This is a genomic window from Achromobacter seleniivolatilans, assembly GCF_030864005.1.
Taxonomy (GTDB): Bacteria; Pseudomonadota; Gammaproteobacteria; order Burkholderiales; family Burkholderiaceae_B; genus Achromobacter; species Achromobacter seleniivolatilans.
On sequence record NZ_CP132976.1, the window covers coordinates 2,386,097 to 2,409,646 of the forward strand.

The window sequence follows — 23,550 nt, forward strand, 5'->3', positions numbered from 1 at the left end:
CTGGCCCCGGGCCGGCTGCATCAGGCAATCAGATGCAGCCGGCGCCGATTTGCAAGCCAAGTGGTGAACTCGGACGCGGGCATAGGTTTGGCATACAGATAGCCTTGCTTGGCGTCCACTCCCAGCGTGTCCAGGAAGGCGGTTTCCTCGGCGGTTTCCACCCCTTCAGCAATGACCTTCAATTCCAGCGTGCGAGCCACGGCAACAATCGCGCGCGCCAACGCTTGAGACACCGGGTTTTCGTTCACGCCACGCACGAAGCTGGCGTCCAGCTTGATCGCGTCCAGCGGAATACGCGCCAACTGCGAGAGCGACGAGTAACCCGTGCCGAAGTCATCCAGGTGAACGCGCGCGCCCAACTGGCGGAATTGCTTGATCAGGTCGATCGCCGCGCCTTCGTCGTCGATCAGGCAACTTTCCGTCAATTCGATATCCAGCATGCAAGGGTCCAGGCCCGCATCGCCAATGGCGCGCATGAAATCGCTGACCACGCCCTTGTCGTCCAGTTGCCGGGCCGACATATTGACGGCGATACGAATATTCAAGCCATCGCGTTTCCACGCTGCCGCCTGACGCGCCGCCTCACGCATGACCCACACGCCCAGCGGCGCGATCAGACCAGATTCCTCGGCGTAGGGGATGAATATGCTGGGGCAGACCAAACCGCGTTCCGGTGAGCGCCAGCGCAACAAGGCTTCAACGCTATCGACTTCACCCGTGCGCCCAGCCAGCTTGGGCTGGTAGTACAACATCAGGTGGTTCTCGGCCAAAGCCTTGCGCAGGTTCGTATCCAGCCACACATAGTCCGCGTTGCGGCGGTCCATTTCGGGCTGGAACACGCGGTAGGTATGGCGCCCTGCTTCTTTGGCCACATACATGGCGATATCAGCGCTGCGCACCACGCTGTCCAGGTCCGCGCCGTGATCGGGGTACATGGCAATGCCGATCGAGCAACTGGTGTAGACCTCGATCAGCCCTTGGCGGAAGGGTTCGCGCAAACGCTCGATAATGCGTTCGGCTGTGGCTTCCAGCTCCCAAGCCTGCGCCTGTTCCTGCAAGACGATGAACTCATCACCGCCCAGCCGGGCCAGGGTCTGGCCTTCGGACAGGCAGGTGGAAATCGCCACCGACACCGCCTTGAGCAGGCGGTCGCCAAAACCATGGCCGTAGTGATCATTAATGCGCTTGAAGTTGTCCAGGTCCAGGAACAACACGCCACCCTTACCTTCAAGCCCCGCCGCCAGCGCCCCTTTCAGCCGCGTCGTGATGGCGTGGCGGTTGGGCAGGTTGGTCAGGGTGTCGGTGTTGGCCAGCACACGCAAACGCTCCTGCGCCTGGCGCTCTTCGGTGATGTCCGTACCCGAGCAGATTAGGTAGACACGTTTCTCACCGCTGCCGCTCGTCACAAACTTATTGCGGAACAAGAACAGCCGGCGGCCCTTGACCGTGTTGATGGTGCGCTCAACTTCGTAGGACTGGCCGCGTTTATAGAACTCGGCAATATTGCGCCGCGACGCAATGGCCTCTTCGCGCGTCATGAACATCTCGAACACGCTGCGGCCCACGATGTCCTGCTCGCGCTTGCCGGTGTATTCCTCGCTCAGCTTGTTAAAGCGCTGAACGCGGCCGTTCTGGTCGACGATGACGATGACGGAATTGGCTTCTGACACCACGGTCTCGGCAAACGACAGGCCTTCAACCAGGTCTTTGGCAACGGACTCGGTGTCGGAATGCGCCGATGCGGTGCCAGCCCATTCGTTCGGATTAATCTTGCGGCCAACCAAATGCAGGCGCAGCATATCCCCATGCAGCGCGATATCGATGCGGACGCTTGACGTAATGCCCGTCAGGGATCGGATGGTGTCCGCCTGATCCGGGCGCAGCGCCGTGGCGACGTTGGTAGCGCCCTTGACTGCGGAAAGCTCGAAGGCGTCGCTGTCGGCTGACAGACGCCAATAAGGACTATGTGTACCGAAATGCGTGTGCAGGATCGCTTTTTCGTCCTGATTCTCAGTCATTGTGGTATCCCCCCACTGTCCTAGGCCGGACCGAAAACAACATTACGGCCTAGTAGGAATCGGGTCAACCACTATGTGCAGCGCCACATTCCGTGTATTGCAGATTATTGCAACGGCTATGAGGCTAGCGGCAAAAACCTAGGCTTTGCCGATACTAATAATGCGTGCACCGGGGTTCTTGCGCATCCCTTGTTGCGACGGATTGCGCGGCAGCGCACAAAAGAAATCGCCGGAGATTCCAATAAGGAAACTCCGGCGTGTCGCATAAACAGCGCAGGCAGGGATTAATCCGTTCGATTAATCGCCCTTTACGCCTGCTTCGTCAATCACCTTGGTCCAGCGCGCCAATTCGGCAGACACGCGGGCGCTGGCGTCAGCCGGCGTCGTCCAGGTGGCGATGGCGCCCTGGTTCAGCAAGGAAGCCTGCACTTGCGGCTTGGCCATGATCTTTTTCAGTTCGCTATTCAGGCGATCAATCACCGGGGCCGGCGTATTGGCAGGCGCCACAATGCCGAACATCGAGCTGACTTCAAAGTCCTTCAGACCCGCTTCGGCTGCCGTGGGCACATCCGGCAGCGCATCCACACGCTGGGGCGAAGTCACCGCCAGCGCGCGCAGCTTGCCCGACTTGATATTGCCTTGCGAGGCCGGCACGGTTTCGATCATGCTCAACACTTGGCCGCCCATCAGGTCGGTCATGGCGGGGCCGCTGCCCTTATAGGGCACGTGCAGAATATCGACGCCAGCCATGCGCTTGAACATTTCACCCGCCAGATGCTGGGGCGAACCGTTGCCAGCCGAGGCCATGGTCATATAACCAGGCTTGGACTTGGCCAGCGCGATGAATTCAGCCAGCGTCTTGGCTTGCACCGTCGGGTTCACAACGAATACCAGCGGCACCGTACCCACGATGGAGACCGGAGCAAAGCTCTTTTCCACGTCATACGTCACGCGGCCACGGTACAGCGCGGCGTTGATGGAATGGCTGGTCAGCGCGCCCATCAGCAAGGTGTAGCCGTCCGGTTGCGCCTTGGCGACTTGGTCGGCGCCGATATTACCGGCAGCGCCAGCGCGGTTTTCAACGATCACCGATTGACCCAGCGCGCCGGTCAATTCCTGCGCCAGCACGCGGCCGATCACGTCGGTCGCGCCTCCGGGGGGATAGGGGACGATCAGACGGATGGGCTTGTCGGGATACGCGTCGGCAGACATGGCCGGGGCGGAAACGCCGGCACACAGGGCCAGCAGGGAAAGCAGAACGGCACGGCGCGGCCGCAGACGCAGGTCTGACATGTAGGTCTCTCCAGCCGGGATGAGTATAGGAATGGACGGACGCCCGGCTCGTCAACGGCGCCAGTGTAGGAGTGCGAACTTGATAGAAGAATCAGAATTTTTCTATCGACTGATCGTCAATACAGATCAATAAGCCAGATCACACAAAGGGCTTGCCGACACTTTCAAAGGCTGGATATGATGCCAACCCAGGATTATCAATAATATTATCGGGACTGAAAATGACGGACGACACCAAAGGCGGAAAGCCTGCAAAGGGCCCTTTTGACAGCGACAGCGCGACCGCTCAAGGCGTCGCCCGCGGGTTGACCAACTACGGCGACAAGGGTTTTTCGCTGTTTTTGCGCAAGGCCTTTATCAAGGGCGCCGGTCTGTCCGACGACGCGCTGGCTCGTCCCATCATTGGTATCGTCAACACCGGCAGCAGCTACAACCCCTGCCACGGCAACGCCCCGCAACTGATTGAAGCGGTCAAACGCGGCGTCATGCTGGCCGGCGGCCTGCCGATGGACTTTCCCACCATCTCGGTGCACGAGAGCTTCTCGCAGCCCACCAGCATGTACCTGCGCAACCTCATGTCGATGGACACCGAGGAAATGATCCGCGCGCAGCCCATGGACGCCGTGGTGCTGATCGGCGGTTGCGACAAGACCGTGCCGGCCCAGTTGATGGGCGCGGCGTCTGCCGGCGTGCCCGCCATTCAGCTTGTCACGGGTTCGATGTTGACCGGTTCGCATCGTGGCGAACGCGTGGGCGCCTGCACTGACTGCCGCCGCTACTGGGGCCGTTACCGCGCCGACGAAATCGACGCGCCGGAAATCGCCGATGTGAACAATCAGTTAGTTGCCAGCGTGGGCACCTGTTCCGTGATGGGCACCGCCAGCACCATGGCCTGCATCACCGAGGCGCTGGGCATGATGGTCGCCGGCGGCGCATCCGCCCCGGCCGTCACCGCTGACCGCGTGCGCGTCGCAGAACGCACCGGCGCCACCGCCGTCGCCATGGCCGCGTCACGCCTGACGCCCGACCAGATCATCAACGGCAAGTCCATCGAAAACGCCTTGCGCGTACTGCTGTCCATTGGCGGCTCCACCAACGGCATCGTCCACCTGACCGCCATCGCTGGCCGCCTGGGTATCGATATCGATCTGGCGGGTCTGGACCGCATCAGCCGCGAAACCCCGGTGCTGGTCGACCTGAAGCCTTCGGGCCAGCACTATATGGAAGACTTCCACGATGCGGGCGGCATGCTGGCGCTGCTGCGTGAACTGCGCCCCTTCCTGCACCTGGATGTGATGACGGTGTCCGGCCGCACCCTGGGCGAAGAGCTGGACAACGCCCCCGCCCCCTTCACTCAAGACGTGATCCGCACCGCGGCGTCCCCCATCTACCCGGTGGGCGGTCTGGCTGTGCTGCGCGGCAATCTGGCCCCGGGCGGCGCCATCATCAAGCAATCCGCCGCCAATCCCAAGCTGATGGAGCATGAGGGCCGCGCGGTGGTGTTCGAAGACGCCGAAGACATGGCGCTGCGCATCGACGACGATGCGCTGGATGTGACCGCCGACGATATCCTGGTGCTCAAGCGCATCGGCCCGACCGGCGCGCCCGGCATGCCCGAAGCGGGCTACATGCCGATCCCGAAGAAGCTGGCGCGCGCAGGCGTGAAAGACATGGTCCGCATTTCCGACGGCCGCATGAGCGGCACGGCAGCGGGCACCATCGTGCTGCACGTGACGCCCGAGGCCGCTATTGGCGGGCCGCTGGCATACGTGCAAAACGGCGATCGCATCCGCCTGTCGGTTGCCCAGCGTGAAATCGCGCTGCTGGTGGACGACGCCGAACTGGCCCGCCGCGCCGCAGCCCAGCCCATCACCCGCCCCACTGCCGACCGCGGTTACCGCAAGCTGTTCCTGCAAACGGTGACGCAGGCTGATCAGGGTGTGGACTTCGACTTCCTGCGTGCTGGCGTCACTCACGACACCGTACCCAAGAAGTAAACCTCCGTTCGACAGCCGCCATCCATGAACGCCATCACGCCCGACGCCCTGCAAGCACAGGCCCCTGACGCCACGCAAAGCGCAGTAGCAGCGCTGGAAGAGGACATCGTCTTCGGCCGCCTGCATCCGCGTGAACGCCTGACCGAAGACGAGCTGATGGCGCGCTTTTCCATGAAGCGCCACGCGGTGCGCCAGGTGCTGGCCGAGCTGGAATTGTTGGGTGTCGTGGAGAAAAAGCGCAACATCGGCGCCGTGGTCCGTACGTTTTCCGCGCGCGAAGTCATGGAACTGTATGCGTTGCGCGAAGTGCTGGAAGTCCACGCCGCCAGCCAGATTCCGCTACCCGTGCCCGAGGCCCGGTTGGCGGCCCTGGTGGCAGTACAGCGCGAGCACGATGCCGCCGTGACCGACGGCGACGCGCGCCGCGTGTTCCGCAGCAATCAGCATTTCCACCGCGAGTTTTTCGGTTTGCTGGACAACGCGGTGCTGGGCCAAGCCATTGAGGAATACGCCCGGCGCACCCACCCGATCCGCTTCGGCACCCTGGTCGCTGCGGGCTACCGCGAACGTGCGCGCCAGGAACACTGGGCCATGATCCACGCCTTGCGCGACGGCAACCGCGATGCGCTGATGACAGTGTGCCGGGATCATCTGCTGCCCTCGCGCGACGCCTATCTGGCGTCGGAGCAATCGCGCCTGCGCGCCTGATCGCGGCCCTGCTGTCAACCGCGGGCGTCAACCAACGGGGCTTATCGCGCCTCGGCCGCCACGTACTCTCTTAACGTCTGCACCAGCGCCGAAGCCGCAGGCGACAGGCTGCGGTTGCGGGACGTGACCAGCCCAATCGACCGTTCCGCCACCGGCCCGACCAGCGGACGTTGCACGATGCCGGTTTGCGCCACCGCGCCAGCGGCGATTTCGGGTAATGCCGCCACGCCGAAGCCGCACTCGACCATGGCCACGATCGTGGTCAGGTGTTCGGCCTCGAACGCCGGAGTAAAGCGGATGCGGTTTTGCAGAAACGCCCATTCCGTGTATTGACGCACACTGCTGGGCTGCACCATCGACACGTGTGCTGCGCTGGCGGTGTCAGCCCAGCGCAACGGCCCCTGGGATTTGGCTAGCGGATGGGCCTCTGGGATCAGCAGCAGAAAGCTGTCGGACATCAGGGGCACATAGTGCAGATCGGCCTGCTGCGGATCGGCGGCAGTCAGGGCGAAATCCACCTCGCCCGCGCGCACCAGATCGAAAGCGGGGCCCGAGAGCGTATCGCGCACCTTCAGGGCAACCTGCGGATGGTCTTGGCGATAGGCCATCAGCACACGCGGCAGCAACCGGGCAGCCAAAGATGGCAAAGCAGCCACGGACACCTGCCCCTGCTCGGCGCTGGTAATGCCGCTGACGGCAGCAATGGCGTCGCGAAAAGCTACTTGCAGGGTGGCAGCCTGCTGCATGAAGACCTCGCCCGCGGCCGTCAACCGCACGGTGCGCGTGGTGCGATCAAACAGACGCACGCCCAAAGCTTCCTCAATACGCTGGATCTGCGTGGACAACGCCGATTGCGAAAGGTGCAGCTGTCCGGCGGCCTGCCGGAAATTCAGGGTACGGCCCAGCACCAGTGTGGTGTCGATGTCGCGCATGGAAAGATTGATCTGCATGTCTCGCTGCCCGTCATTATTGATCTGTTTTAGCGATCATTCTATCCAAAAAATCTGATTCATCAATCAAAGCAGCTTCTCTACACTCGCCCCCAACGTAGATCCAGAGTAGGAGCAAATCATGCAAACAGACGCAAAAGTCCTGCCCAACCCGGGTGCGGCGCATGCAGTGGTGGTGGGTGGCGGCACGATGGGCGCCGATGTCGCGGTGGTGTTGACCCGCGCTGCCTGCCGCACGACGATCATCGAATCGAACACCGAACGCGCAGCCGGCCTGCCCGCGCGCGTGGCGGAAAACCTGAAGACCATCGGCCGCGAAGCAAACGCCTCGTTGCTGGCTACCGCCGCCAGCCTGGACGACGTGGACTGGTCCACCGTTGACCTGGTGATCGAGTGCATTCCCGAACGCCTGGACATCAAGCAAGCGTTGTTCGCGGACCTGGTGGCGCGTTCGCGCCCGGACGCCATTCTGGCCAGCAACAGTTCCAGCTTTCCCATCAGCGCCATCGGCGAAGGCCTGGAGACGCGCGGCCGCATGCTGGGCCTGCACTTCTTCATGCCCGCGCACCTGGTGCCGCTGGTTGAAGTGGTGCTGGGCGAAACCAGCGACAACGCTTGCGCAGATTCGCTCATCACCTTCATGCGCCGTTGCGGCAGCGTGCCGGTGAAGGTCAAGCAGGACCTGCCGGGATTCTTGGCGAACCGCTTGCAGCACGCGCTGTCGCGCGAAGCTTTCGATCTGATCGACCGCGGCATCGCGTCGCCGGAAGATGTGGACGCGGCGGTGCGTTTTGGTTTTGGCTTTCGCTTTCTGGCGGCGGGACCGGTCATGCAGCGCGACCATGCGGGCATCGATGTCCATGCCGCCGCAGGCGCCACCATGTATCCCACGTTCTGCAACTCGGACACCCCTGCGCGTTGTCTGACCGAACGCGCTGCTGACGGCCGCTACGGCATGAAGGCGGGCGAAGGCTTCTACGCCTGGACCCCGGAAACAATCGCCGCCGAGCGTGCCCGCTACGACCGCTTGCTGCGTGCGGGCCTGGATCTGATCAGCCCTGAACTGCCGGAGATCCAGCCTTGAACGCTACCGTCCTGCCGCGCGCCGCGCTGGCCGACTCCCCCGTCATCATTACCGTGGCGCCCAACGGCGCCTATAAAAAGACGGCCGACCATCCGGCCGTGCCGCTGACCGCCGACGCCTTGGCGCAGGAAGCGCGCGCCTGCCTGGATGCTGGCGTCGCCATGATGCATATGCATGTGCGCAAGCCCGACGGCAGCCACTTGCTGGACGCGCATGCCTACCGCGAAGCCCTGGCTGCCGTGCACCGCGCCGTGGGACGCGAACTGCTGGTGCAGGTGACAAGTGAAGCCGCTGGCGTCTACACGGCTGCCGAGCAAATCGCCCTGGTGCGCGAATTGCAGCCGGAAGCAGTGTCTATCGGTTTGCGTGAAATCGCCGTGCCCGACATTCCCGAAGCAGAGCTGGCCGCCTTTCTGGCCTGGCTGGCTGAACGCCGGATCATGACGCAGATCATTCTGTATGACGAGGGCGACGTGCGGCGCTGGCTGTCTTTGCGCGCACGCGGCTTGGTGCCGCCGGGCGCGTGGTCGGTGCTGTTCGTGCTGGGCCGCTACAGCGCGGGCCAGACCTCGTCGGCCTATGACCTGCTGCCCTTCCTGGCGGCCTACGATCATTCCTTGCCCTGGGCCATCTGCGCCTTTGGTCCCGAGGAGAACGCTTGCGTCACTACCGCAGCGGCTTTTGGGGGCCATATGCGCGTGGGTTTTGAAAACAACCTGAAGTTGCGCGACGGCAGCATCGCGCCGGGCAATGCCGCGCTGGTGCTGCAAGCAGCGGAGGGCGCACGGGCGCTGGGCCGGCCGTTGGCTAACGCGGCGGATGCGCGCCGTATTTACGGGGCCATCGCCTGATACTGACGCGCGCAGCGAGCTCGCTGCGCGTGGGCAGCACCGATGCCAGACGACTTACCTGCAACCGTCAGGAAAAGCGTCTGGCATCTTTATATATAGCGCTTTCCCGCTCCGTTTACGCTGTGCCGCAACATTGACGCGGTTGTAAACCATCTGCTAAAAACTTCGACATCCGCACGTTAAAGCAATACCCCAACCGTCGTAGTGAGGTGGTGTGTGCAAAACGAGTCTGATGGCTACAGCAAGCCTCAGGAGCTTCGAAGCTTCTTGTTCCTGACGGCTGTCATGGCCCCCGTCCTCACGGTGGTCATCGTGGCGGGTTACGGTTTCATCGTCTGGGCTTATCAACTGATCGCCGGCCCCCCGGGCAGTTGATGCGACGCGACGGAACCCCTTCTATGTCCGCGCTCCCCACTTCCGCGCCGCCCATTGCGGCGCCCGAGCTGCACATCGCCAGCATGGTCGTGCACGCGCTGCCGCGCCGCCTGCCTGACGTCCGCATCGCCATTCTGGCAATCGCGGGCTCGGAAATCCATGGCGCTTCCGACACCGGCAAATTGGTGGTCACCCTGGAAGCGCCCTCCACCGACGACATGATGGCCCGGATCTCCGAGATCCAGCGCCTGGATGGCGTGCTGGCGTCTGCACTGGTCTACCAGCATGCCGACACACTGGCCGCGATGAACGAGGAGATTGACGATGGCCATGGCTCGTAGAGACTTCATCAAGCAATCCGCTGCCGCTGCCGCTGCCACCGTGGCCGGCATACCCATCGTGGGCTACACGCAGAACATCGTGACGGAATCCGAGGCCGCCAAGCTGAAATGGTCCAAGGCGCCCTGTAGGTTCTGCGGGACCGGCTGCGGCGTGAACGTCGCGGTAAAAGACAACCAGGTCGTGGCCACGCACGGCGATTTCAATGCCGAGGTCAACAAGGGCCTGAACTGCGTCAAAGGCTATTTCTTATCCAAGATCATGTATGGCAATGACCGGCTGACGACGCCGCTCTTGCGCATGAAAGACGGCAAATACGCCAAAGACGGTGAGTTCGAGCCGGTGTCCTGGGACCAGGCGTTTGACGTCATGGCCGAACAATTCAAGCGCGTTCTGAAAGACAAGGGCCCCACCGCCGTCGGCATGTTCGGATCGGGCCAATGGACCATCTGGGAAGGTTACGCCGCGCTCAAGCTGATGAAGGCGGGTTTCCGGTCAAATAATCTGGACCCGAACGCGCGGCACTGCATGGCGTCTGCGGCCGTGGGCTTCATGCGCACCTTTGGCGCCGACGAGCCCATGGGCTGTTATGACGACATTGAGAACGCCGACGCCTTCGTGCTGTGGGGTTCGAACATGGCCGAAATGCACCCCATCTTGTGGACCCGCGTCACTGACCGGCGTCTGTCTGCGCCCAAGACCAAGGTCGCGGTGCTGTCCACGTTTGAACACCGCTCGTACGAACTGGCCGATCTGACGCTCACCTTCACCCCGCAGACGGACCTGGCGATTCTTAACTACATTGCCAACTACATCATCCAGACCAAACGCGTGAATCGCGATTTTGTCGATAAGCACACGATCTTTCACGAAGGCAATACCGACATCGGTTATGGCCTGCGCCCCGACCATCCCTTGCAAAAGGCTGCCAAGAACGCCGACAAGGCGGGCGGCTCCAAACCCATCACGTACGACGAGTTTGCCAAATTCGTCTCGACCTATGATTTGGAATACACGTCCAAGCTGACTGGCGTGCCGCAGAAACAGCTCAAGGACCTGGCCGAGCTTTACGCCGACCCCAAGATACGCGTGACCTCGTTCTGGACCATGGGTTTCAACCAGCACACTCGCGGTGTGTGGGCCAACAACATGGTCTACAACATCCATTTGCTGACGGGAAAGATTTCGACTCCGGGCAACAGCCCCTTCTCGTTGACCGGCCAGCCGTCCGCCTGTGGCACCGCCCGCGAAGTGGGCACGTTTTCACACCGCTTGCCTGCCGATCTGGTCGTCACCAACCCCAAGCACCGCGCCCATGCGGAAGAGATCTGGCAACTGCCTGACGGCACCATCCCCGACAAGGTGGGCGCGCACGCGGTGTTGCAGAACCGCATGCTGAAAGATGGCCAGATCAATGCGTATTGGGTCATGGTCAACAACAATATGCAGGCCGCCGCCAACCTGATGAATGAAGGTTTGCCCGGCTACCGCAATCCGGCCAACTTCATTGTCGTGTCGGACGCCTACCCGACGGTCACCACCATTTCGGCCGACCTGATCTTGCCCGCGGCGATGTGGGTAGAAAAAGAAGGCGCTTATGGCAATGCGGAACGGCGCACGCAGTTCTGGCATCAATTGGTGAATGCGCCGGGCGATGCGCGGTCCGATCTGTGGCAGTTGATGGAATTTTCCAAGCGCTTCAAGGTGGAAGAAGTCTGGCCCGCCGATCTGCTGGCCAAAAAGCCGGAGTACCGCGGCAAGACGCTCTTCGACATCCTGTTCGCCAATGGCCAGGTGAACAAATTCCCCAACAGCGAGCTGGATGCGGAATACGAAAACCAGGAAGCCAAGGCATTTGGCTTTTACGCGCAAAAGGGATTGTTCGAGGAATACGCTACCTTCGGGCGCGGCCACGGTCATGACCTGGCGCCGTTTGACACCTATCACCAGGCACGCGGACTGCGCTGGCCCGTCGTCAATGGCAAAGAAACATTGTGGCGCTATCGCGAAGGCAGCGATCCCTACGTGAAACCCGGGAGCGGTTTTGATTTCTACGGCAACCCAGACGGCCGCGCCATCATTTACGCCCTGCCCTACGAGCCGCCTCCAGAGTCGCCCGACAAGGAATACCCGTTCTGGCTGTCGACGGGCCGCGTGCTGGAACATTGGCATTCGGGGTCAATGACGCGCCGCGTGCCCGAGCTGTACCGCGCGTTTCCCAATGCCGTCTGTTTCATGCATCCCGATGATGCGCAGTCGATGGGGCTGCGCCGTGGCGTCGAGGTGGAAATCATCTCGCGCCGAGGCAAGATGCGGACCCGGCTGGAAACACGCGGGCGCGACAAGCCGCCGCGAGGCCTGGTTTTTGTGCCTTGGTTCGACGCCGGCCAGCTCATCAACAAAGTCACGCTGGATGCCACTGACCCGATCTCGTTCCAGACCGACTTCAAAAAGTGCGCGGTCAAGATCGTCAAGGTCTGAACGGCGCCTGGGAGACAGCCATGAAGCTACGCGTCACCGTTATCGCGATGGGCATTCTGCTGAGTTCGGCCGCCTGGGCGGCCCCGCCGCTGGAGGTCGAAGACCCCATGCGCGGCCCCACGCCGATCGCCGAAGAGACCAACCCGCCGCTGATCAGCCCGATTGAAAACAAGGACATCAAGCGGATGCGCACCTATTCCATGCAGCCGCCCACCATTCCCCACAAGATCGACGGCTATCAGATCGACAAAAACTACAACCGCTGCCTGGCCTGTCATGCACGGGTGAAAACGGAAGAGACTCAGGCGCCCCCCCTGAGCGTCACGCACTACATGGACCGCGACAGCAACGTGCTGGCCGAGGTATCACCACGGCGGTATTTCTGTGTGCAATGTCACGTGCCGCAGGCCGAAGCCAAGCCGCTGGTATCGAACACCTATGAGGACATTGACGTGATCCTCAAGCGCCTGACGGCGCCGGCCACCGGCAAGAAGTAAGGGACAAGAGGCCGCCATGTTCAAGCTCCTCAAGCGCTACTGGAACATCATCCGCCGCCCCAGCGTGCATTTCAGCCTGGGCTTTCTGACGATAGGCGGTTTCATCGGCGGCATCCTGTTCTGGGGCGCCTTTAACACCGCAATGGAACTGACCAACACGGAAAAATTCTGCACCGGTTGCCACGAAATGCGCGACAACGTCTACGCGGAATTAAAGGGCACCATCCACTTCACCAACCGGTCCGGCGTGCGCGCGCTGTGCTCGGACTGCCACGTGCCCCACAACTGGACGGACAAGATCGCCCGCAAGATGCAGGCTTCCAAGGAAGTCTGGGGCAAGATTTTCGGCACTATCGACACCCGTGAGAAGTTCGTGGACAAGCGGCTGGAGCTGGCCCAGCACGAATGGGCGCGCTTCAAAGCCAATGATTCGCTGGAATGCCGCAACTGCCACAACTACGAATACATGGACTTCACGCGCCAAAGCATCCGCGCGCAGAACATGCATTCCACCTATCTGGCGGACAAGACCAAGACCTGTATCGATTGCCACAAGGGCATCGCGCACACCCTGCCCCACATTCCGCCTGGTCAGACTTCGAACGCGGCGCCGCCAGCCGGAGCGTCCAAAGAGGTCGCGAATGCGGCCCGCTGACGCGCCGCCCCCCATGCTCTGCGCCCGCGAGCTGCGCAGCCGGCGCGGCGGGCCTGAAGGCCTGGGGCCGGTCGATTTCGATTTGCACGCGGGGCAACTGCTGCATGTTCAGGGCGCCAATGGCAGCGGCAAGACCAGCCTGTTGCGCATGTTGGCCGGCCTGCTGCGGCCGCTGGGCGGCATGGTGCAATGGCAAGGCCGCGACATTCGCCGCGACCCTTCTGCTTATTTTTCGCGCTCGGCCTTCCTGGGACACGCCAACGGCCTTTGCGCTGAATTAAGCGCGCTTGAAAACTTGCGCTACGCCCTGCACGTGTCGGGCACACCACAGGACGATGACGCCATCGCAGCCACGCTGCGCGCCTGGCGTCTGGGCGCATGTCTGAATACGCCCGCCGCCCGCCTGTCGCAAGGCCAAGGACGCCGGCTGGCGCTGGCCTCCGTCGTGCTGGGCGCCAAGCCATTGTGGCTGCTAGACGAACCCGATGCTGGCCTGGACGCCAACAGCCTGGACCAATTACGCATGACACTTGACGCCCATCTGGCCAACGGCGGCGCAGCCGTGGTCGCGTCGCATCGCACACCTGGCACTGCCGCCGCGTGCACCCAAACTCTGAATATGGATGACTACGCGGATGCTGGCTACGCTGTCTCAGTTGGTGTTGCGTGACATCCGGCTCGCCTGGAGGCGGCCAGCGGACACTCTAGGCGCCACTCTGTTTTTTATCGTTGCGGGCAGCTTGTTCCCGCTGGCGGTTGGCCCCGATCCCGCGCTGTTGCTAGCTATCGGGCCGGGCGTGCTGTGGGTATGCGCGCTGCTGGGCATTCTGCTGAGCCTGCACCGTCCATTTGCCCAGGACTATGACAACGGCGCGCTGGAGCAATTGCTGGTGTCGCCGCATCCCCTGCCGCTGCTGGTAGGCGTGAAGCTGGCGGCGCATTGGTTCAGCAGTTGCTTGCCACTGATCATTGCCAGCCCGGTGCTGGCGTTGCAGTTCGGCCTGCCGGTCGAAGCCATCGGCATTCTGGTCCTGTCATTGCTGCTGGGCACCCCCACGCTGGCCCTGGTCGGCGGACTGGGCGCGGCGCTGACCTTGGGCCTGCGAGGCGGCGCGCTGCTGCCGCTGCTGGTACTGCCGCTCTATGTGCCTGTGCTGATCTTTGGCTCGGGCGCCGTGTCGGCCAGCCACTCGGGCTTGGGCGCAGGCCCCCAGCTGTCGCTATTGGGCGCCTGCCTGTGCCTGGCGATTCTGCTGTGCCCTTGGAGCGCGTCCGCCGCGCTGCGCGTGGCGCTGGACTGAGAGGCCCCATGCACAAACACCCCGCTTTCGACGCCTCTTATTCCCGTTCAGCTGGTGCGGGATGGATGCGGTATGCGTCGCCCGCCCTGTTCTACCCGCTGGCCGGCCGGCTGATTCCGGTACTGGCGCTGGCGGCCGCGCTGTTCGCCTGCGCGGGGCTCTACGTGGGCTTGGTGATGGCGCCCACGGACAGCCAGCAGGGCGAGGTCTACCGCATTCTGTTCATTCATGTGGCAGCGGCATGGATGTCCATGTTCCTGTATCTGGTGATGGCGCTCTATGCGGCGCTGGGCCTGATCTACAACACGCGGCTGTCGTTCATGATGATGCGGGCGCTCGCCCCCACCGGCGCGCTCTTCACCTTCCTGACGCTATGGACCGGCGCGCTGTGGGGCAAGCCCACCTGGGGCACCTGGTGGGTGTGGGATGCGCGGCTGACTTCCGAACTGATTTTGCTGTTCCTGTACCTGGGTTTCATGGCCTTGCAGGCGGCGGCTGACGATACGCAACGGGCAGACCGCGGCGGCGCGATCCTGCTGTTGGCGGGCGTGGTCAACGTACCCATCATTTATTTCTCGGTGCGCTGGTGGAGCACGCTGCACCAGGGCGCATCCATCAACTTGACAACCGCGCCCAGCATGGCGCGCATCATGGTTGCCGCGATGCTGTTGATGGTTGCCGCTTTCTGGCTCTACAGCGCGGCGACGGCATTGGCGCGGGTGCGAGGCATCATCGCCGAACGCGAACCCGGCGCGGTGCGTGCCAGGCGCCATACCCCGGAGGCGCGATGAGCTGGGACACGCTGTTCTCCTTGCAGGGCCACGGTCCATACATTCTGGGGGCTTACGGCGTGACGCTGGCGCTGATGGGCGCGGAGGTCTTTGCGCTCTGGCGCCGCGCGCGCGCCCGGCGCATGGCTGAACAGGTCCATGACGGCACAACTGGCAACGGAGACCGCCCATGAGTCCGCGCAAGCGCCGCGCGCTAGCCATCGCGGGCGGGCTGGGTCTGCTGGTCCTGGCCACGGCGCTGGTGCTCAATGCGCTGCAATCCAATCTGGTGTTTTTCTTCAGCCCCAGCCAGGTCGTGGCGAAGGAAGCGCCGCACAGCGGCAGTTTCCGCGTAGGCGGGCTGGTGGAACAAGGCTCGTTGCGCCGCGAGGCCGACGGCATCACGCTGAGATTTATTGTGACGGACACCGCGCATACCGTACCCGTCGCCTACCAGGGTTTGCTGCCCGATCTGTTCCGCGAAGGCAAAGGCGTGGTGGTTGCGGGCAAGCTGGGGCCGGACGGCGTGTTCCGCGCCACCGAGGTGCTGGCCAAGCACGACGAAAACTACATGCCGCCCGAAGCCGCAGACGCTATCAAACGCGCGGGCCGCAATGCCTCCGCCGACGCCACCCCGGGCGCGTCCGCCCTCAACCTGCGGCCGGAGGCCCGATGATTCCCGAGATCGGACTGTTCAGCCTGATCCTGGCGCTGCTGACGGCGCTGGCGCAAGCCATTCTGCCGCTGATCGGAGCGGCCACCGGCTGGCAAGCGGGGCTGCGCGTGGCCCGGCCCGCCGCTGTCGGCCAGTTTTGCCTGACCACGCTGGCCTTTGGCTGCCTGGCCTGGTCTTTTGTGAACAACGATTTTTCGGTGCTGTACGTGGCCGGCAATTCCCACGCGGACCTGCCCGCTGCCTATCGTTTCGCGGCGGTTTGGGGCGGGCACGAAGGCTCGCTGGTGCTTTGGCTGTATCTATTGACCGCGTGGACCCTGGCCGTCGCCGTGTTCAGCCGCCGGCTGCCCCTGCCGTTTGCCGGACGGGTGCTGGCGGTAATGGGCTGGATCAGCGTCGGCTTTCTGCTTTTTCTGCTGTTCCTGTCGAACCCCTTTGAACGCCTGATGCCGCCAGCGATGGCGGGCCGCGACCTGAACCCGCTGCTGCAAGACCCCGGCATGATCGTGCATCCGCCTATGTTGTACATGGGCTATGTGGGATTTTCCGTGGCCTTCGCGTTTGCGATTGCCGCCTTGCTATCGGGCGAGCTGGATGCTTTGTGGGCGCGCTGGGTGCGGCCTTGGACGCTGGCTGCCTGGACGTTTTTGACCATCGGCATCTTGCTGGGCAGCGCCTGGGCGTATTACGTGCTGGGCTGGGGCGGCTGGTGGTTCTGGGACCCGGTGGAAAACGCGTCGTTCATGCCGTGGCTGGCGGGCACCGCGCTGATCCATTCGCTGATCGTGACTGAGCGGCGCGGAGCCTTCCGCAGTTGGACGGTGCTGCTGGCTATCTGCACGTTTTCGCTCAGCATCCTGGGCACCTTCCTGGTCCGGTCCGGCGTGCTGACATCGGTACACGCTTTTGCGGTGGACCCCGGGCGCGGCCTGTACATATTGGCCTTCATGACGGTAATCGTTGGCGGCTCCTTGCTGCTGTATGCGTGGCGCGCGCCCACCGTAGGCCTGGGCGGAGGTTTCTCGCTGCTGTCGCGCGAATCGCTGCTGCTATCGAACAACGTGGTGCTGACCGTGGCGGCCGGGTCCGTCCTGCTGGGCACGCTGTATCCGGTCGTGCTGGACGTGCTGGACTGGGGCAAGATATCCATCGGCCCGCCCTACTTTGAAGCCGTCTTTGTGCCGTTGATGACGCCTGCGATCTTCCTGATGGGAGTCGGGCCCATGGCCCGCTGGAAGCAGGCCGAAGTGCCCGAGCTGGCCCGGCGTCTGCGCGTCGCGTTTGGGGTCAGCGTGGCTACTGCCGTACTGGCGCCGCTGGCCATGCCGGGGCCGCTGCGCCTGGGTTCTCCCATGATCATCCTGGGCCTGTGGCTGGCGGCGTGGTCCGTTGCCAGCGCGGCCGTACACGCATGGCAGCGGCTGACCGATGGTGGCGGCCAGCCGCTGCGCCGCCTGACCCGGCAGCCCAGGTCCTGGTACGGCATGCTGCTGGCGCACGCGGGCGTGGGCATTTTCATTGCCGGTGTCACCTTGGCCAATGGTTACGAGGTCAAACAGGAACTGCGCGTGGAACTGGGCGCGACCCAGAACGCAGGCGGCTATCAATTCACGTTCGCCAGCATCGGCCCAGCGCAAGGCCCAAATTACACCGCACAACGAGCGGTGTTTCCGGTAACACGCGATGGCAAGCCGGTCGTGACCCTGTACCCGGAAAAACGCTTGTACACCGTACAAGACATGGCGCTGAGTCAGGCGGACATCGATAGCAGCTTTACCCGCGACCTGTTCGTGGCCTTGGGCGAACCGGTCAGCGACACAGCCTGGACCGTGCGCATTCAGGTCAAACCCTTCATGACCTGGATCTGGACCGGCTGCCTGTTGATGGCGCTGGGCGGCTTGCTGGCGGCGGGCGACAAGCGCTACCGCCAGCCTCAAGAGAAGCTCGCTGATCTGCCCGGCTCCGGCCTTAACCCCGTTTTGCAGCGCCGCTCGACGCCGGCGCACGCCCCCCTTCCGACGGTTGCTGCACCGCGCGCCAACCGGACCCCGCGGGAGGACTATTGATGCTGCGCTACCTGCTGCCGCTGGGCGCTTTCATGGCCATGGCCGTGTTTTTGGCGCTGGGCCTGTCGCGCGACCCGCGTGCCGTGCCGTCCGCCATGCTCGACAAGGCCGCTCCGCCCATCAGCTTGCCGTTGCTGCATGCGCCCGGCCAGACGTTGGACGTGCAATCGCTGCGCGGACAGGTGTGGTTGCTAAACGTATGGGCGTCCTGGTGCGGCCCCTGCCGCGACGAATTGCCAGTACTGCGCGACGCCGCCCAGCGTCACGGCATTCCGCTATATGGTCTGAATTACAAGGACAAACCGGAAGATGCCGTGGCGTGGCTCGCTCGTAACGGCAATCCGTATATTGCGTCCGCCAGCGATACGGACGGCCGCGTCGGCATCGAATACGGCGTCTACGGCGTGCCGGAGACCTTTGTGATCGACGGCGCGGGACGCATCCGCTACAAGCAGCTCGGCCTCATCACGCCGGACATCTGGCGCACCCGGATCGAACCGATGATCGAGGCGCTGCGATGAACCTGCTGACTCGCGTTCTGACGGCATTGTTGTTGGCAGCCAGCCTGAATCTGACGCCGTTTTCAGCCTTGGCGCAAACACCAGCGGAGCCCAAATTGACCCCGGCCGAGCAGCAACGCGCCGACCACCTGGCGCACGCCCTGCGCTGTCTGGTCTGCCAGAATCAGAGCTTGGCGGACTCCAATGCGCCGCTGGCCCACGATATGCGCAAGCTGATCCACGCGCAGTTGGCCGATGGGCGGACAGACGCCCAGATCATGCGCTTTTTTGAAGACCGCTACGGCGACTTCGTGCGGTACGACCCGCCCTTCAAACCCATCACCTGGCTCTTGTGGCTGGGGCCATTTGCGCTGCTGGCGCTGGGCTTCTGGGTGCTGATGCGCACGCTCAAGCGCCGCAATGTCACGCGCGCGCCTTTGACTGCGGACGAGCGCGCCCGCGCCGCGCGATACCTGGATACCGGATCATGACCACGCTTTGGCTCATCGTCGTCGCGCTGTTGCTGGCGACTTTGCTGTGCTTGATTCCACCTCTGCTTCGGCGCGCCCCGCCCACGGCAACGCAACCGCCCGAGGCCGGCGTGCGCGCCTTCTATCTGGCACAGCGCGAGCAATTGCGCCGCGACTTGAACAACGGCAGCCTGAGCCCCGAGGCGCAGGCACGCGCCGAAGAAGAACTGCAACGCGACCTGCTGCAAGACCTGGAGTTGCGGCAGCCCCGCGCCACACCGATGACGGGCCAACGCGCTGGCGTGGCGGCCGCGTGCCTGTTGAGCGTCATCATTCCCGTGGCGGCGGTCCTGCTGTACGGCCAGTTGGGCAATCCGCGCGCCGCCGTGGACGTGATCATGAAGCCCGGCGCAGAACCGCACGCCAATGACGCGGGCGACGATATGGCGCTGGCTATCAACACACTGGCCCAGCGCTTGCGCACCACGCCTGACGATGCGGATGGCTGGTACACGCTGGCGCGTTCGTACGAAACGCTGGGCCGCTATACCGATGCGGTTGCCGCCTACCAGCAGGTGCTGCGCTTGGTTCCCGGCCAGCCTGCCGTGCTGGCCGACATGGCCGATGCGTTGCTTTCGGCGAATCAAGGCACGCCGGATGCCAACGCCATTGCGGCCGTCGCCCAAGCGCTGGCCGCGCAACCGGATCAACCCAAAGCCTTGGCGCTGGCTGGCATGATGGCGCTGCGCCGCGGCGACGCCGCCGAAGCGCTGATCCATTGGGAACGCTTGCAAACCCTGCTGCCGCCGGACTCGGAAGCGGCCCGCCAGATACAAACGAACATCGCGCAAGCCCGCGCCATGGCCTCAGGCGCTGCTCCACTGGCCGCGGCCGTCACCGCCACGCCAGCAGCCCAATCGGCGACGGGCAGCGCCAACGCGAGCACCGGCACCGCCGCAACCGCGTCCCCCGCGCGCATTGCCGGGCAGGCACGCATTGCCCCGGCGCTGCGCGATCAAGTCCAGCCGACAGACACCGTGTTCATTTTGGCGCGGCCCATCGAGGGTTCCCGCATGCCGCTGGCCATCATGCAGCTGCGCGTGTCCGACCTGCCACGCGCCTTTGTGCTGGACGACAGCAAGGCCATGTCACCGGATGCCACGCTGTCCCGGGCCACCAAGGTTCAGGTGGAGATCCGCGTCAGCCGCTCAGGCAACGCCGCCGCCCGGCCCGGAGACCTGAGCGGCGTGCTGCCTGACGTCGGCATCCGCGCCGAGGGGTTGGAATTGGTGGCCGACACTGTCGTGCGCTGACCGGCACTCCCTAGACGCGTTCAATCCGCGCCGGCAGTCCCTGGCGCACCGCTGCGCCCGACACCCAGTCGATCCAGACGTTGGCGTGACCGCCCCGCGTGGCGTCGCCAAACCCCAGGTCGTTCAGGTTGACGCCTGCGGCCAGCGCCGGATCATGCGGCATCGGTTTGCCATCCACCAGATGCGCTCGCGCGCCCAGTTCTGTATGCCCGTAGCCGTGCTCGATGCCAACCGCGCCCGGCTGTATGCCGTCGCGCAACAGGGCCAGCCCCGTCACTGAGCCGCCCGGCGTCACGATGCGGATCGCGTCGCCATTGCGCAAGCCCAGCCGCTCGCCATCCTGCCGGTTGATCGACACCGGATTGTGCGGATGCACCTGACGCAACCGGTTCACGCCGATGGACATCGAGCTCATCAGGTTTGACTTGAAAGAGCTGAGCAGGAATGGCCACTGCTGCTGCGGGTATTCGGCCCGCACGTCACGGCCATCGGCCAGACGGGACGGATACCAAGTGGGGCAGCCGCTATAGCGCTCGCCCGTCAAGGCATGGCGAAAGCCCGCCAGCTCTTCGCTCCAGATCTGCAAAGGCTTGGCATAACCCTGCCGCGTCTGGCGCGCCTGGCCGTTCTGCACCCAGGCATCTTCCATCTTGTCGAAGCGGCCGCCACGGCTCATCAGCATGGCCACCTGCCGCCACTCGCCTGGCTTGAGCTTTTGCTGGAGCAGCGTCCGGTAGCGCTCGACGCCCGTCAACGCCATGTCGTCGTCACTGGCCTCCGGAACGGCGCGGCCAGCCGAGAACGCAATGTTCGCCATGCCGCGCAGGAAGAAGTCTTCCGGCGTATCCAGCGCGTACTTGCCGCCGTCCTTGTCGGAGATTGCGTTCGCGCCAAAACCGGGCATACCCAGGCGTTTGGCACAGGCGATCAGAAAGGTCTCGACACAAACCGGTTCGTTCGTCGCCGTGCGCGCCACACGCGGCTCAACGGCAGGCCAGCGAACGGTGGACGCTTTCGCCACCACGTCGGCCCACGGCGCCGACACGCCCCAGCTTTCATAAGTCACCGTGTCCGGCACGATGTAGTCGGCCAGCGCATTGGTTTCATTGATGAAGGGGTTGATCGACACCGACAAGGGCAGGATGCGCGGGTCTTTCATCTTGTCGATGATGACGGACTTCAGGCCCGCAATGCCGTAGATCGGATTGCTCATGTGGTTGAACCAGACCTTGGCGCGATACGGGTAACCCGCCAATGCGGACGCCAGCATCTCGGAACTCAGGCCGCCCGTGGCGGGATACCAGGGCGCGTCCGCCGGGTAGACCGGTTGGCCCGCCGCCTTCTTGCGTTTGAACTCGCTGGACTTCTCGTACGGAAAACGGTTGCGGGACAGGGCCACGCCTTTGGGCGTGGCGCGGTTGGCAAAACCGGCGATGTTATAGCGCGGGCCGGGTCCGTAGGGCGGGAACGGTCCGGCGTCCAGCACCAGACCGCCTTCCACGTTCAGATTGCCCACCAGCGTATTCAACATGGCAATCGCGTAGGCGGTATAGAACCCCGCGCCGCTCATGGTGCCCCCATGCGCATCCGCTACCGCGCGCTTGCCATAGCTGGTGAAGCGTTCGGCCAATGACGAGATCTTGGCCGCAGGCACCCCGCTCAACGCCGCGTACTCGTCCAGCGTCTTGCGATGCGATTCGTCACGCAACAAATGCAGCGATGACGTCACGCGCAGCGCGTCGGGCGCGCCTGCCATGCCTGGCGCGGCAATTCGCTCATCCACGAACAGGGTTGCGGGCGATGCGATGGTATGCGGCGCAAGCGACCCGTCCGCCAGACGCACCACGTACACATCTTCCCACTTGTCGTCCGCGTCCGCCGGTCGCGCCCAGCCCATATCGGCCCCGCGCAAAAAACTGCCCAGACGCGGATGGCCGGCCTCGGCCACCACCAGATGGGTGGCATTGGCCCATGCCGCTTCGCCCGCCGCCTTCATCGCATTGGGGCCCGGTTGCGACAGCATGTGCGCATCAAAACGTTCGTGATCCAGAATCCAGCGGATCAGGCCCATGGCCAGCGCCAGATCACCGGCCGGATTCACGGGCAGCCACTCATTGCCCGATCCCGCCGACAAGCTGGAAGACGCGGGCAACATGGGCGACACCACCACATAGGTAAAGCTGTTCTCTTCCGGCCGCACCCGCGCTTCCGCCAACTGGCGGGCCTGACGCTGAAACGGGTTGCCTGCCTGCGCCGGGGCCGCACCGATGAAGAGGCCGAAACGCGCGCCGTCCCAATCGGGTTTGCCATGCGGCATGCCCTTCAGATCGCCCAAAGCGGCGCCCGCGCCCACGCGGAAACTCTGTCCGCAATAAGACCCGTGATTGCTGAAGTTGACGGTGCCAAAGGATTGCGCGGCAAAGCGCTGAATCAGCGGCGTGCGGCCCTCGTTGGACGCGTCCGTAAACAGAAACTGGTTGACCTTGGCGCCGTACTCGGGGTTGTCTGGATCCAGCAGGGTGTCGCGGTCGAACACGGCGCGCAGCCCTTCCACATGGCCCTCGCCGAACAGGTCGCCGCCTTCGCAGACTTCCTGCACCAGTTGTTCGAACGAAATGGTCTGCCACTTGCCTTCGCCGCGTCCGCCCACCCGCTTGAGCGGTTGCAACACCCGATAGGGGCTATTCATCTGTTCCAGCATGGCAGACCCACGCGCACAGGATGTAGCGCGCCCTTCCAGGCCGTTGTCGCCGCCCAGTTGCGCATAGACCTCGCGCACCGGGGCTTCCATGGGCGCCGGCCGCGTGGTGGCCAAGGGGTGATACGGGTTACCCGCCACCCGCAGAATGCGGTTTTCCTTCGTGTCCACGCGCAAGCGCACGCCGCACTGCGTCCAGCATCCCAGGCAGCTTGAGGGGCTGACGGTCTGACCCGGCTGCGCGCTCAGAATGCCGGTCAGCGGATCAAGGCGGAATTCCGGCGTCAGCGAATTACCGCGCACGGCGTGCGCAGTAGGCACGCCAGCGGTGCCTTGCGCCAATCCCTTGACGGCGCGGGCAACAGTTTCCCCATAACCCGCTGCAAACGCGGCCATCCCGCCCGCGACCACGCCGCCACGCACCATCAGCTTGCGCCGGGCCTCGTCGCGCAGCGTGTCTGGCGCGTCGCCGGTGCCGCTTTGGTCCTTGTCGTGTTGCTTATCCATT

Annotated in this window: 22 protein-coding genes; 18 read left to right on the forward strand and 4 right to left on the reverse strand. The window is 63.8% G+C overall.

Going from position 1 to position 23,550, the window contains the following annotated elements; translation table 11 throughout:
- Nucleotides 1–20 precede the first annotated feature (20 nt).
- Together pdeR and RAS12_RS10500 are read right to left on the reverse strand one after the other, a co-directional pair.
- The gene (gene pdeR, locus RAS12_RS10495; RefSeq protein ID WP_306948016.1) at nucleotides 21–2,018 is read right to left on the reverse strand and encodes a cyclic di-GMP phosphodiesterase; all 1,998 of its coding nucleotides are present in this window, start codon (nucleotides 2,016–2,018) and stop codon (nucleotides 21–23) included.
- A gap of 297 nt (nucleotides 2,019–2,315) precedes the next feature.
- Nucleotides 2,316–3,311, reverse strand: coding sequence for a Bug family tripartite tricarboxylate transporter substrate binding protein (locus tag RAS12_RS10500; RefSeq protein ID WP_306948019.1), 996 nt, complete (start codon nucleotides 3,309–3,311; stop codon nucleotides 2,316–2,318).
- Between the two features lie 221 nt (nucleotides 3,312–3,532).
- Between RAS12_RS10500 and RAS12_RS10505 the strand changes: the two genes are divergently transcribed.
- Both RAS12_RS10505 and RAS12_RS10510 read left to right on the forward strand, forming a co-directional pair.
- Nucleotides 3,533–5,308 carry an IlvD/Edd family dehydratase gene (locus RAS12_RS10505; RefSeq protein WP_306948021.1) on the forward strand — a complete coding sequence of 592 codons (1,776 nt, stop codon included), beginning with the start codon at nucleotides 3,533–3,535 and terminating at the stop codon, nucleotides 5,306–5,308.
- A 24-nt stretch (nucleotides 5,309–5,332) separates the two neighbouring features.
- Nucleotides 5,333–6,016, forward strand: coding sequence for a GntR family transcriptional regulator (locus RAS12_RS10510; RefSeq protein ID WP_306948023.1), 684 nt, complete (start codon nucleotides 5,333–5,335; stop codon nucleotides 6,014–6,016).
- Nucleotides 6,017–6,057: 41 nt separating this feature from the next.
- Here RAS12_RS10510 and RAS12_RS10515 read toward each other — a convergent pair whose 3' ends face one another.
- Entirely contained in the window at nucleotides 6,058–6,966 is a 909-nt protein-coding gene (locus tag RAS12_RS10515; RefSeq protein ID WP_306948025.1) for a LysR family transcriptional regulator, read from the reverse strand.
- 121 nt (nucleotides 6,967–7,087) lie between these two features.
- Here RAS12_RS10515 and RAS12_RS10520 point away from each other — a divergent pair, with 121 nt between their 5' ends.
- The 16 genes from RAS12_RS10520 (at nucleotide 7,088) to ccmI (ending at nucleotide 20,344) form a co-directional block, all read left to right on the forward strand.
- Complete coding sequence (locus tag RAS12_RS10520) at nucleotides 7,088–8,050, forward strand: 3-hydroxyacyl-CoA dehydrogenase family protein (RefSeq protein WP_306948027.1); 963 nt, start codon at nucleotides 7,088–7,090, stop codon at nucleotides 8,048–8,050.
- A complete protein-coding gene (locus RAS12_RS10525; protein ID WP_306948030.1) occupies nucleotides 8,047–8,901 on the forward strand; it encodes a beta-keto acid cleavage family enzyme in 855 nt (284 codons plus the stop codon). The genes RAS12_RS10520 and RAS12_RS10525 overlap by 4 nt, the downstream gene beginning before the upstream one ends.
- A 216-nt stretch (nucleotides 8,902–9,117) precedes the next feature.
- Nucleotides 9,118–9,276 carry a periplasmic nitrate reductase, NapE protein gene (napE, locus tag RAS12_RS10530; RefSeq protein WP_306948031.1) on the forward strand — a complete coding sequence of 53 codons (159 nt, stop codon included), beginning with the start codon at nucleotides 9,118–9,120 and terminating at the stop codon, nucleotides 9,274–9,276.
- A gap of 23 nt (nucleotides 9,277–9,299) precedes the next feature.
- Entirely contained in the window at nucleotides 9,300–9,617 is a 318-nt protein-coding gene (locus RAS12_RS10535; protein ID WP_306948033.1) for a chaperone NapD, read from the forward strand.
- Nucleotides 9,601–12,096 carry a periplasmic nitrate reductase subunit alpha gene (gene napA / locus RAS12_RS10540; RefSeq protein WP_306948035.1) on the forward strand — a complete coding sequence of 832 codons (2,496 nt, stop codon included), beginning with the start codon at nucleotides 9,601–9,603 and terminating at the stop codon, nucleotides 12,094–12,096. Before RAS12_RS10535 ends, napA begins: the two co-directional genes overlap by 17 nt.
- Nucleotides 12,097–12,116: 20 nt before the next feature.
- Entirely contained in the window at nucleotides 12,117–12,593 is a 477-nt protein-coding gene (locus RAS12_RS10545) for a nitrate reductase cytochrome c-type subunit (RefSeq protein ID WP_371321269.1), read from the forward strand.
- Between the two features lie 16 nt (nucleotides 12,594–12,609).
- Nucleotides 12,610–13,248 carry a cytochrome c3 family protein gene (locus RAS12_RS10550; RefSeq protein WP_306948037.1) on the forward strand — a complete coding sequence of 213 codons (639 nt, stop codon included), beginning with the start codon at nucleotides 12,610–12,612 and terminating at the stop codon, nucleotides 13,246–13,248.
- Nucleotides 13,235–13,918 (forward strand): heme ABC exporter ATP-binding protein CcmA, encoded by a 684-nt coding sequence (gene ccmA, locus RAS12_RS10555; protein ID WP_306948039.1) that lies wholly within the window; start codon nucleotides 13,235–13,237, stop codon nucleotides 13,916–13,918. The genes RAS12_RS10550 and ccmA overlap by 14 nt, the downstream gene beginning before the upstream one ends.
- On the forward strand, nucleotides 13,884–14,549 hold the full coding sequence (ccmB, locus tag RAS12_RS10560) for a heme exporter protein CcmB (RefSeq protein WP_306951404.1): 666 nt from the start codon (nucleotides 13,884–13,886) through the stop codon (nucleotides 14,547–14,549). Before ccmA ends, ccmB begins: the two co-directional genes overlap by 35 nt.
- Before the next feature lie 8 nt (nucleotides 14,550–14,557).
- Complete coding sequence (ccmC, locus tag RAS12_RS10565) at nucleotides 14,558–15,340, forward strand: heme ABC transporter permease CcmC (RefSeq protein ID WP_306948041.1); 783 nt, start codon at nucleotides 14,558–14,560, stop codon at nucleotides 15,338–15,340.
- Nucleotides 15,337–15,513 (forward strand): heme exporter protein CcmD, encoded by a 177-nt coding sequence (gene ccmD / locus RAS12_RS10570; RefSeq protein ID WP_306948044.1) that lies wholly within the window; start codon nucleotides 15,337–15,339, stop codon nucleotides 15,511–15,513. Before ccmC ends, ccmD begins: the two co-directional genes overlap by 4 nt.
- On the forward strand, nucleotides 15,510–15,995 hold the full coding sequence (ccmE, locus tag RAS12_RS10575; protein ID WP_306948046.1) for a cytochrome c maturation protein CcmE: 486 nt from the start codon (nucleotides 15,510–15,512) through the stop codon (nucleotides 15,993–15,995). Before ccmD ends, ccmE begins: the two co-directional genes overlap by 4 nt.
- Nucleotides 15,992–18,061 (forward strand): heme lyase CcmF/NrfE family subunit, encoded by a 2,070-nt coding sequence (locus RAS12_RS10580; protein WP_306948048.1) that lies wholly within the window; start codon nucleotides 15,992–15,994, stop codon nucleotides 18,059–18,061. Before ccmE ends, RAS12_RS10580 begins: the two co-directional genes overlap by 4 nt.
- Nucleotides 18,061–18,582, forward strand: coding sequence for a DsbE family thiol:disulfide interchange protein (locus RAS12_RS10585; RefSeq protein ID WP_306948050.1), 522 nt, complete (start codon nucleotides 18,061–18,063; stop codon nucleotides 18,580–18,582). The genes RAS12_RS10580 and RAS12_RS10585 overlap by 1 nt, the downstream gene beginning before the upstream one ends.
- Entirely contained in the window at nucleotides 18,579–19,052 is a 474-nt protein-coding gene (locus tag RAS12_RS10590; protein WP_306948052.1) for a cytochrome c-type biogenesis protein, read from the forward strand. Before RAS12_RS10585 ends, RAS12_RS10590 begins: the two co-directional genes overlap by 4 nt.
- A complete protein-coding gene (gene ccmI / locus RAS12_RS10595; protein ID WP_306948054.1) occupies nucleotides 19,049–20,344 on the forward strand; it encodes a c-type cytochrome biogenesis protein CcmI in 1,296 nt (431 codons plus the stop codon). The genes RAS12_RS10590 and ccmI overlap by 4 nt, the downstream gene beginning before the upstream one ends.
- A gap of 10 nt (nucleotides 20,345–20,354) precedes the next feature.
- On the opposite strand, the gene RAS12_RS10600 is transcribed toward ccmI, so the two are convergent.
- Nucleotides 20,355–23,549 carry a tetrathionate reductase subunit A gene (locus RAS12_RS10600; protein ID WP_371321270.1) on the reverse strand — a complete coding sequence of 1,065 codons (3,195 nt, stop codon included), beginning with the start codon at nucleotides 23,547–23,549 and terminating at the stop codon, nucleotides 20,355–20,357.
- Nucleotide 23,550 lies beyond the last annotated feature (1 nt).

Coding starts and splice junctions, on each gene's coding strand:
- pdeR (WP_306948016.1), bottom strand. CDS start 2,018: ATGACTGAGAATCAGGACGAAAAAGCGATCCTGCACACGCATTTCGGT.
- RAS12_RS10500 (WP_306948019.1), bottom strand. CDS start 3,311: ATGTCAGACCTGCGTCTGCGGCCGCGCCGTGCCGTTCTGCTTTCCCTG.
- ccmD (WP_306948044.1), top strand. CDS start 15,337: ATGAGCTGGGACACGCTGTTCTCCTTGCAGGGCCACGGTCCATACATT.
- napA (WP_306948035.1), top strand. CDS start 9,601: ATGGCCATGGCTCGTAGAGACTTCATCAAGCAATCCGCTGCCGCTGCC.
- RAS12_RS10505 (WP_306948021.1), top strand. CDS start 3,533: ATGACGGACGACACCAAAGGCGGAAAGCCTGCAAAGGGCCCTTTTGAC.
- RAS12_RS10590 (WP_306948052.1), top strand. CDS start 18,579: ATGAACCTGCTGACTCGCGTTCTGACGGCATTGTTGTTGGCAGCCAGC.
- RAS12_RS10545 (WP_371321269.1), top strand. CDS start 12,117: ATGAAGCTACGCGTCACCGTTATCGCGATGGGCATTCTGCTGAGTTCG.
- RAS12_RS10550 (WP_306948037.1), top strand. CDS start 12,610: ATGTTCAAGCTCCTCAAGCGCTACTGGAACATCATCCGCCGCCCCAGC.
- RAS12_RS10520 (WP_306948027.1), top strand. CDS start 7,088: ATGCAAACAGACGCAAAAGTCCTGCCCAACCCGGGTGCGGCGCATGCA.
- RAS12_RS10535 (WP_306948033.1), top strand. CDS start 9,300: ATGTCCGCGCTCCCCACTTCCGCGCCGCCCATTGCGGCGCCCGAGCTG.
- RAS12_RS10585 (WP_306948050.1), top strand. CDS start 18,061: ATGCTGCGCTACCTGCTGCCGCTGGGCGCTTTCATGGCCATGGCCGTG.
- RAS12_RS10515 (WP_306948025.1), bottom strand. CDS start 6,966: ATGCAGATCAATCTTTCCATGCGCGACATCGACACCACACTGGTGCTG.
- ccmI (WP_306948054.1), top strand. CDS start 19,049: ATGACCACGCTTTGGCTCATCGTCGTCGCGCTGTTGCTGGCGACTTTG.
- RAS12_RS10580 (WP_306948048.1), top strand. CDS start 15,992: ATGATTCCCGAGATCGGACTGTTCAGCCTGATCCTGGCGCTGCTGACG.
- ccmA (WP_306948039.1), top strand. CDS start 13,235: ATGCGGCCCGCTGACGCGCCGCCCCCCATGCTCTGCGCCCGCGAGCTG.
- ccmC (WP_306948041.1), top strand. CDS start 14,558: ATGCACAAACACCCCGCTTTCGACGCCTCTTATTCCCGTTCAGCTGGT.
- ccmB (WP_306951404.1), top strand. CDS start 13,884: ATGCTGGCTACGCTGTCTCAGTTGGTGTTGCGTGACATCCGGCTCGCC.
- RAS12_RS10510 (WP_306948023.1), top strand. CDS start 5,333: ATGAACGCCATCACGCCCGACGCCCTGCAAGCACAGGCCCCTGACGCC.
- RAS12_RS10600 (WP_371321270.1), bottom strand. CDS start 23,549: ATGGATAAGCAACACGACAAGGACCAAAGCGGCACCGGCGACGCGCCA.
- ccmE (WP_306948046.1), top strand. CDS start 15,510: ATGAGTCCGCGCAAGCGCCGCGCGCTAGCCATCGCGGGCGGGCTGGGT.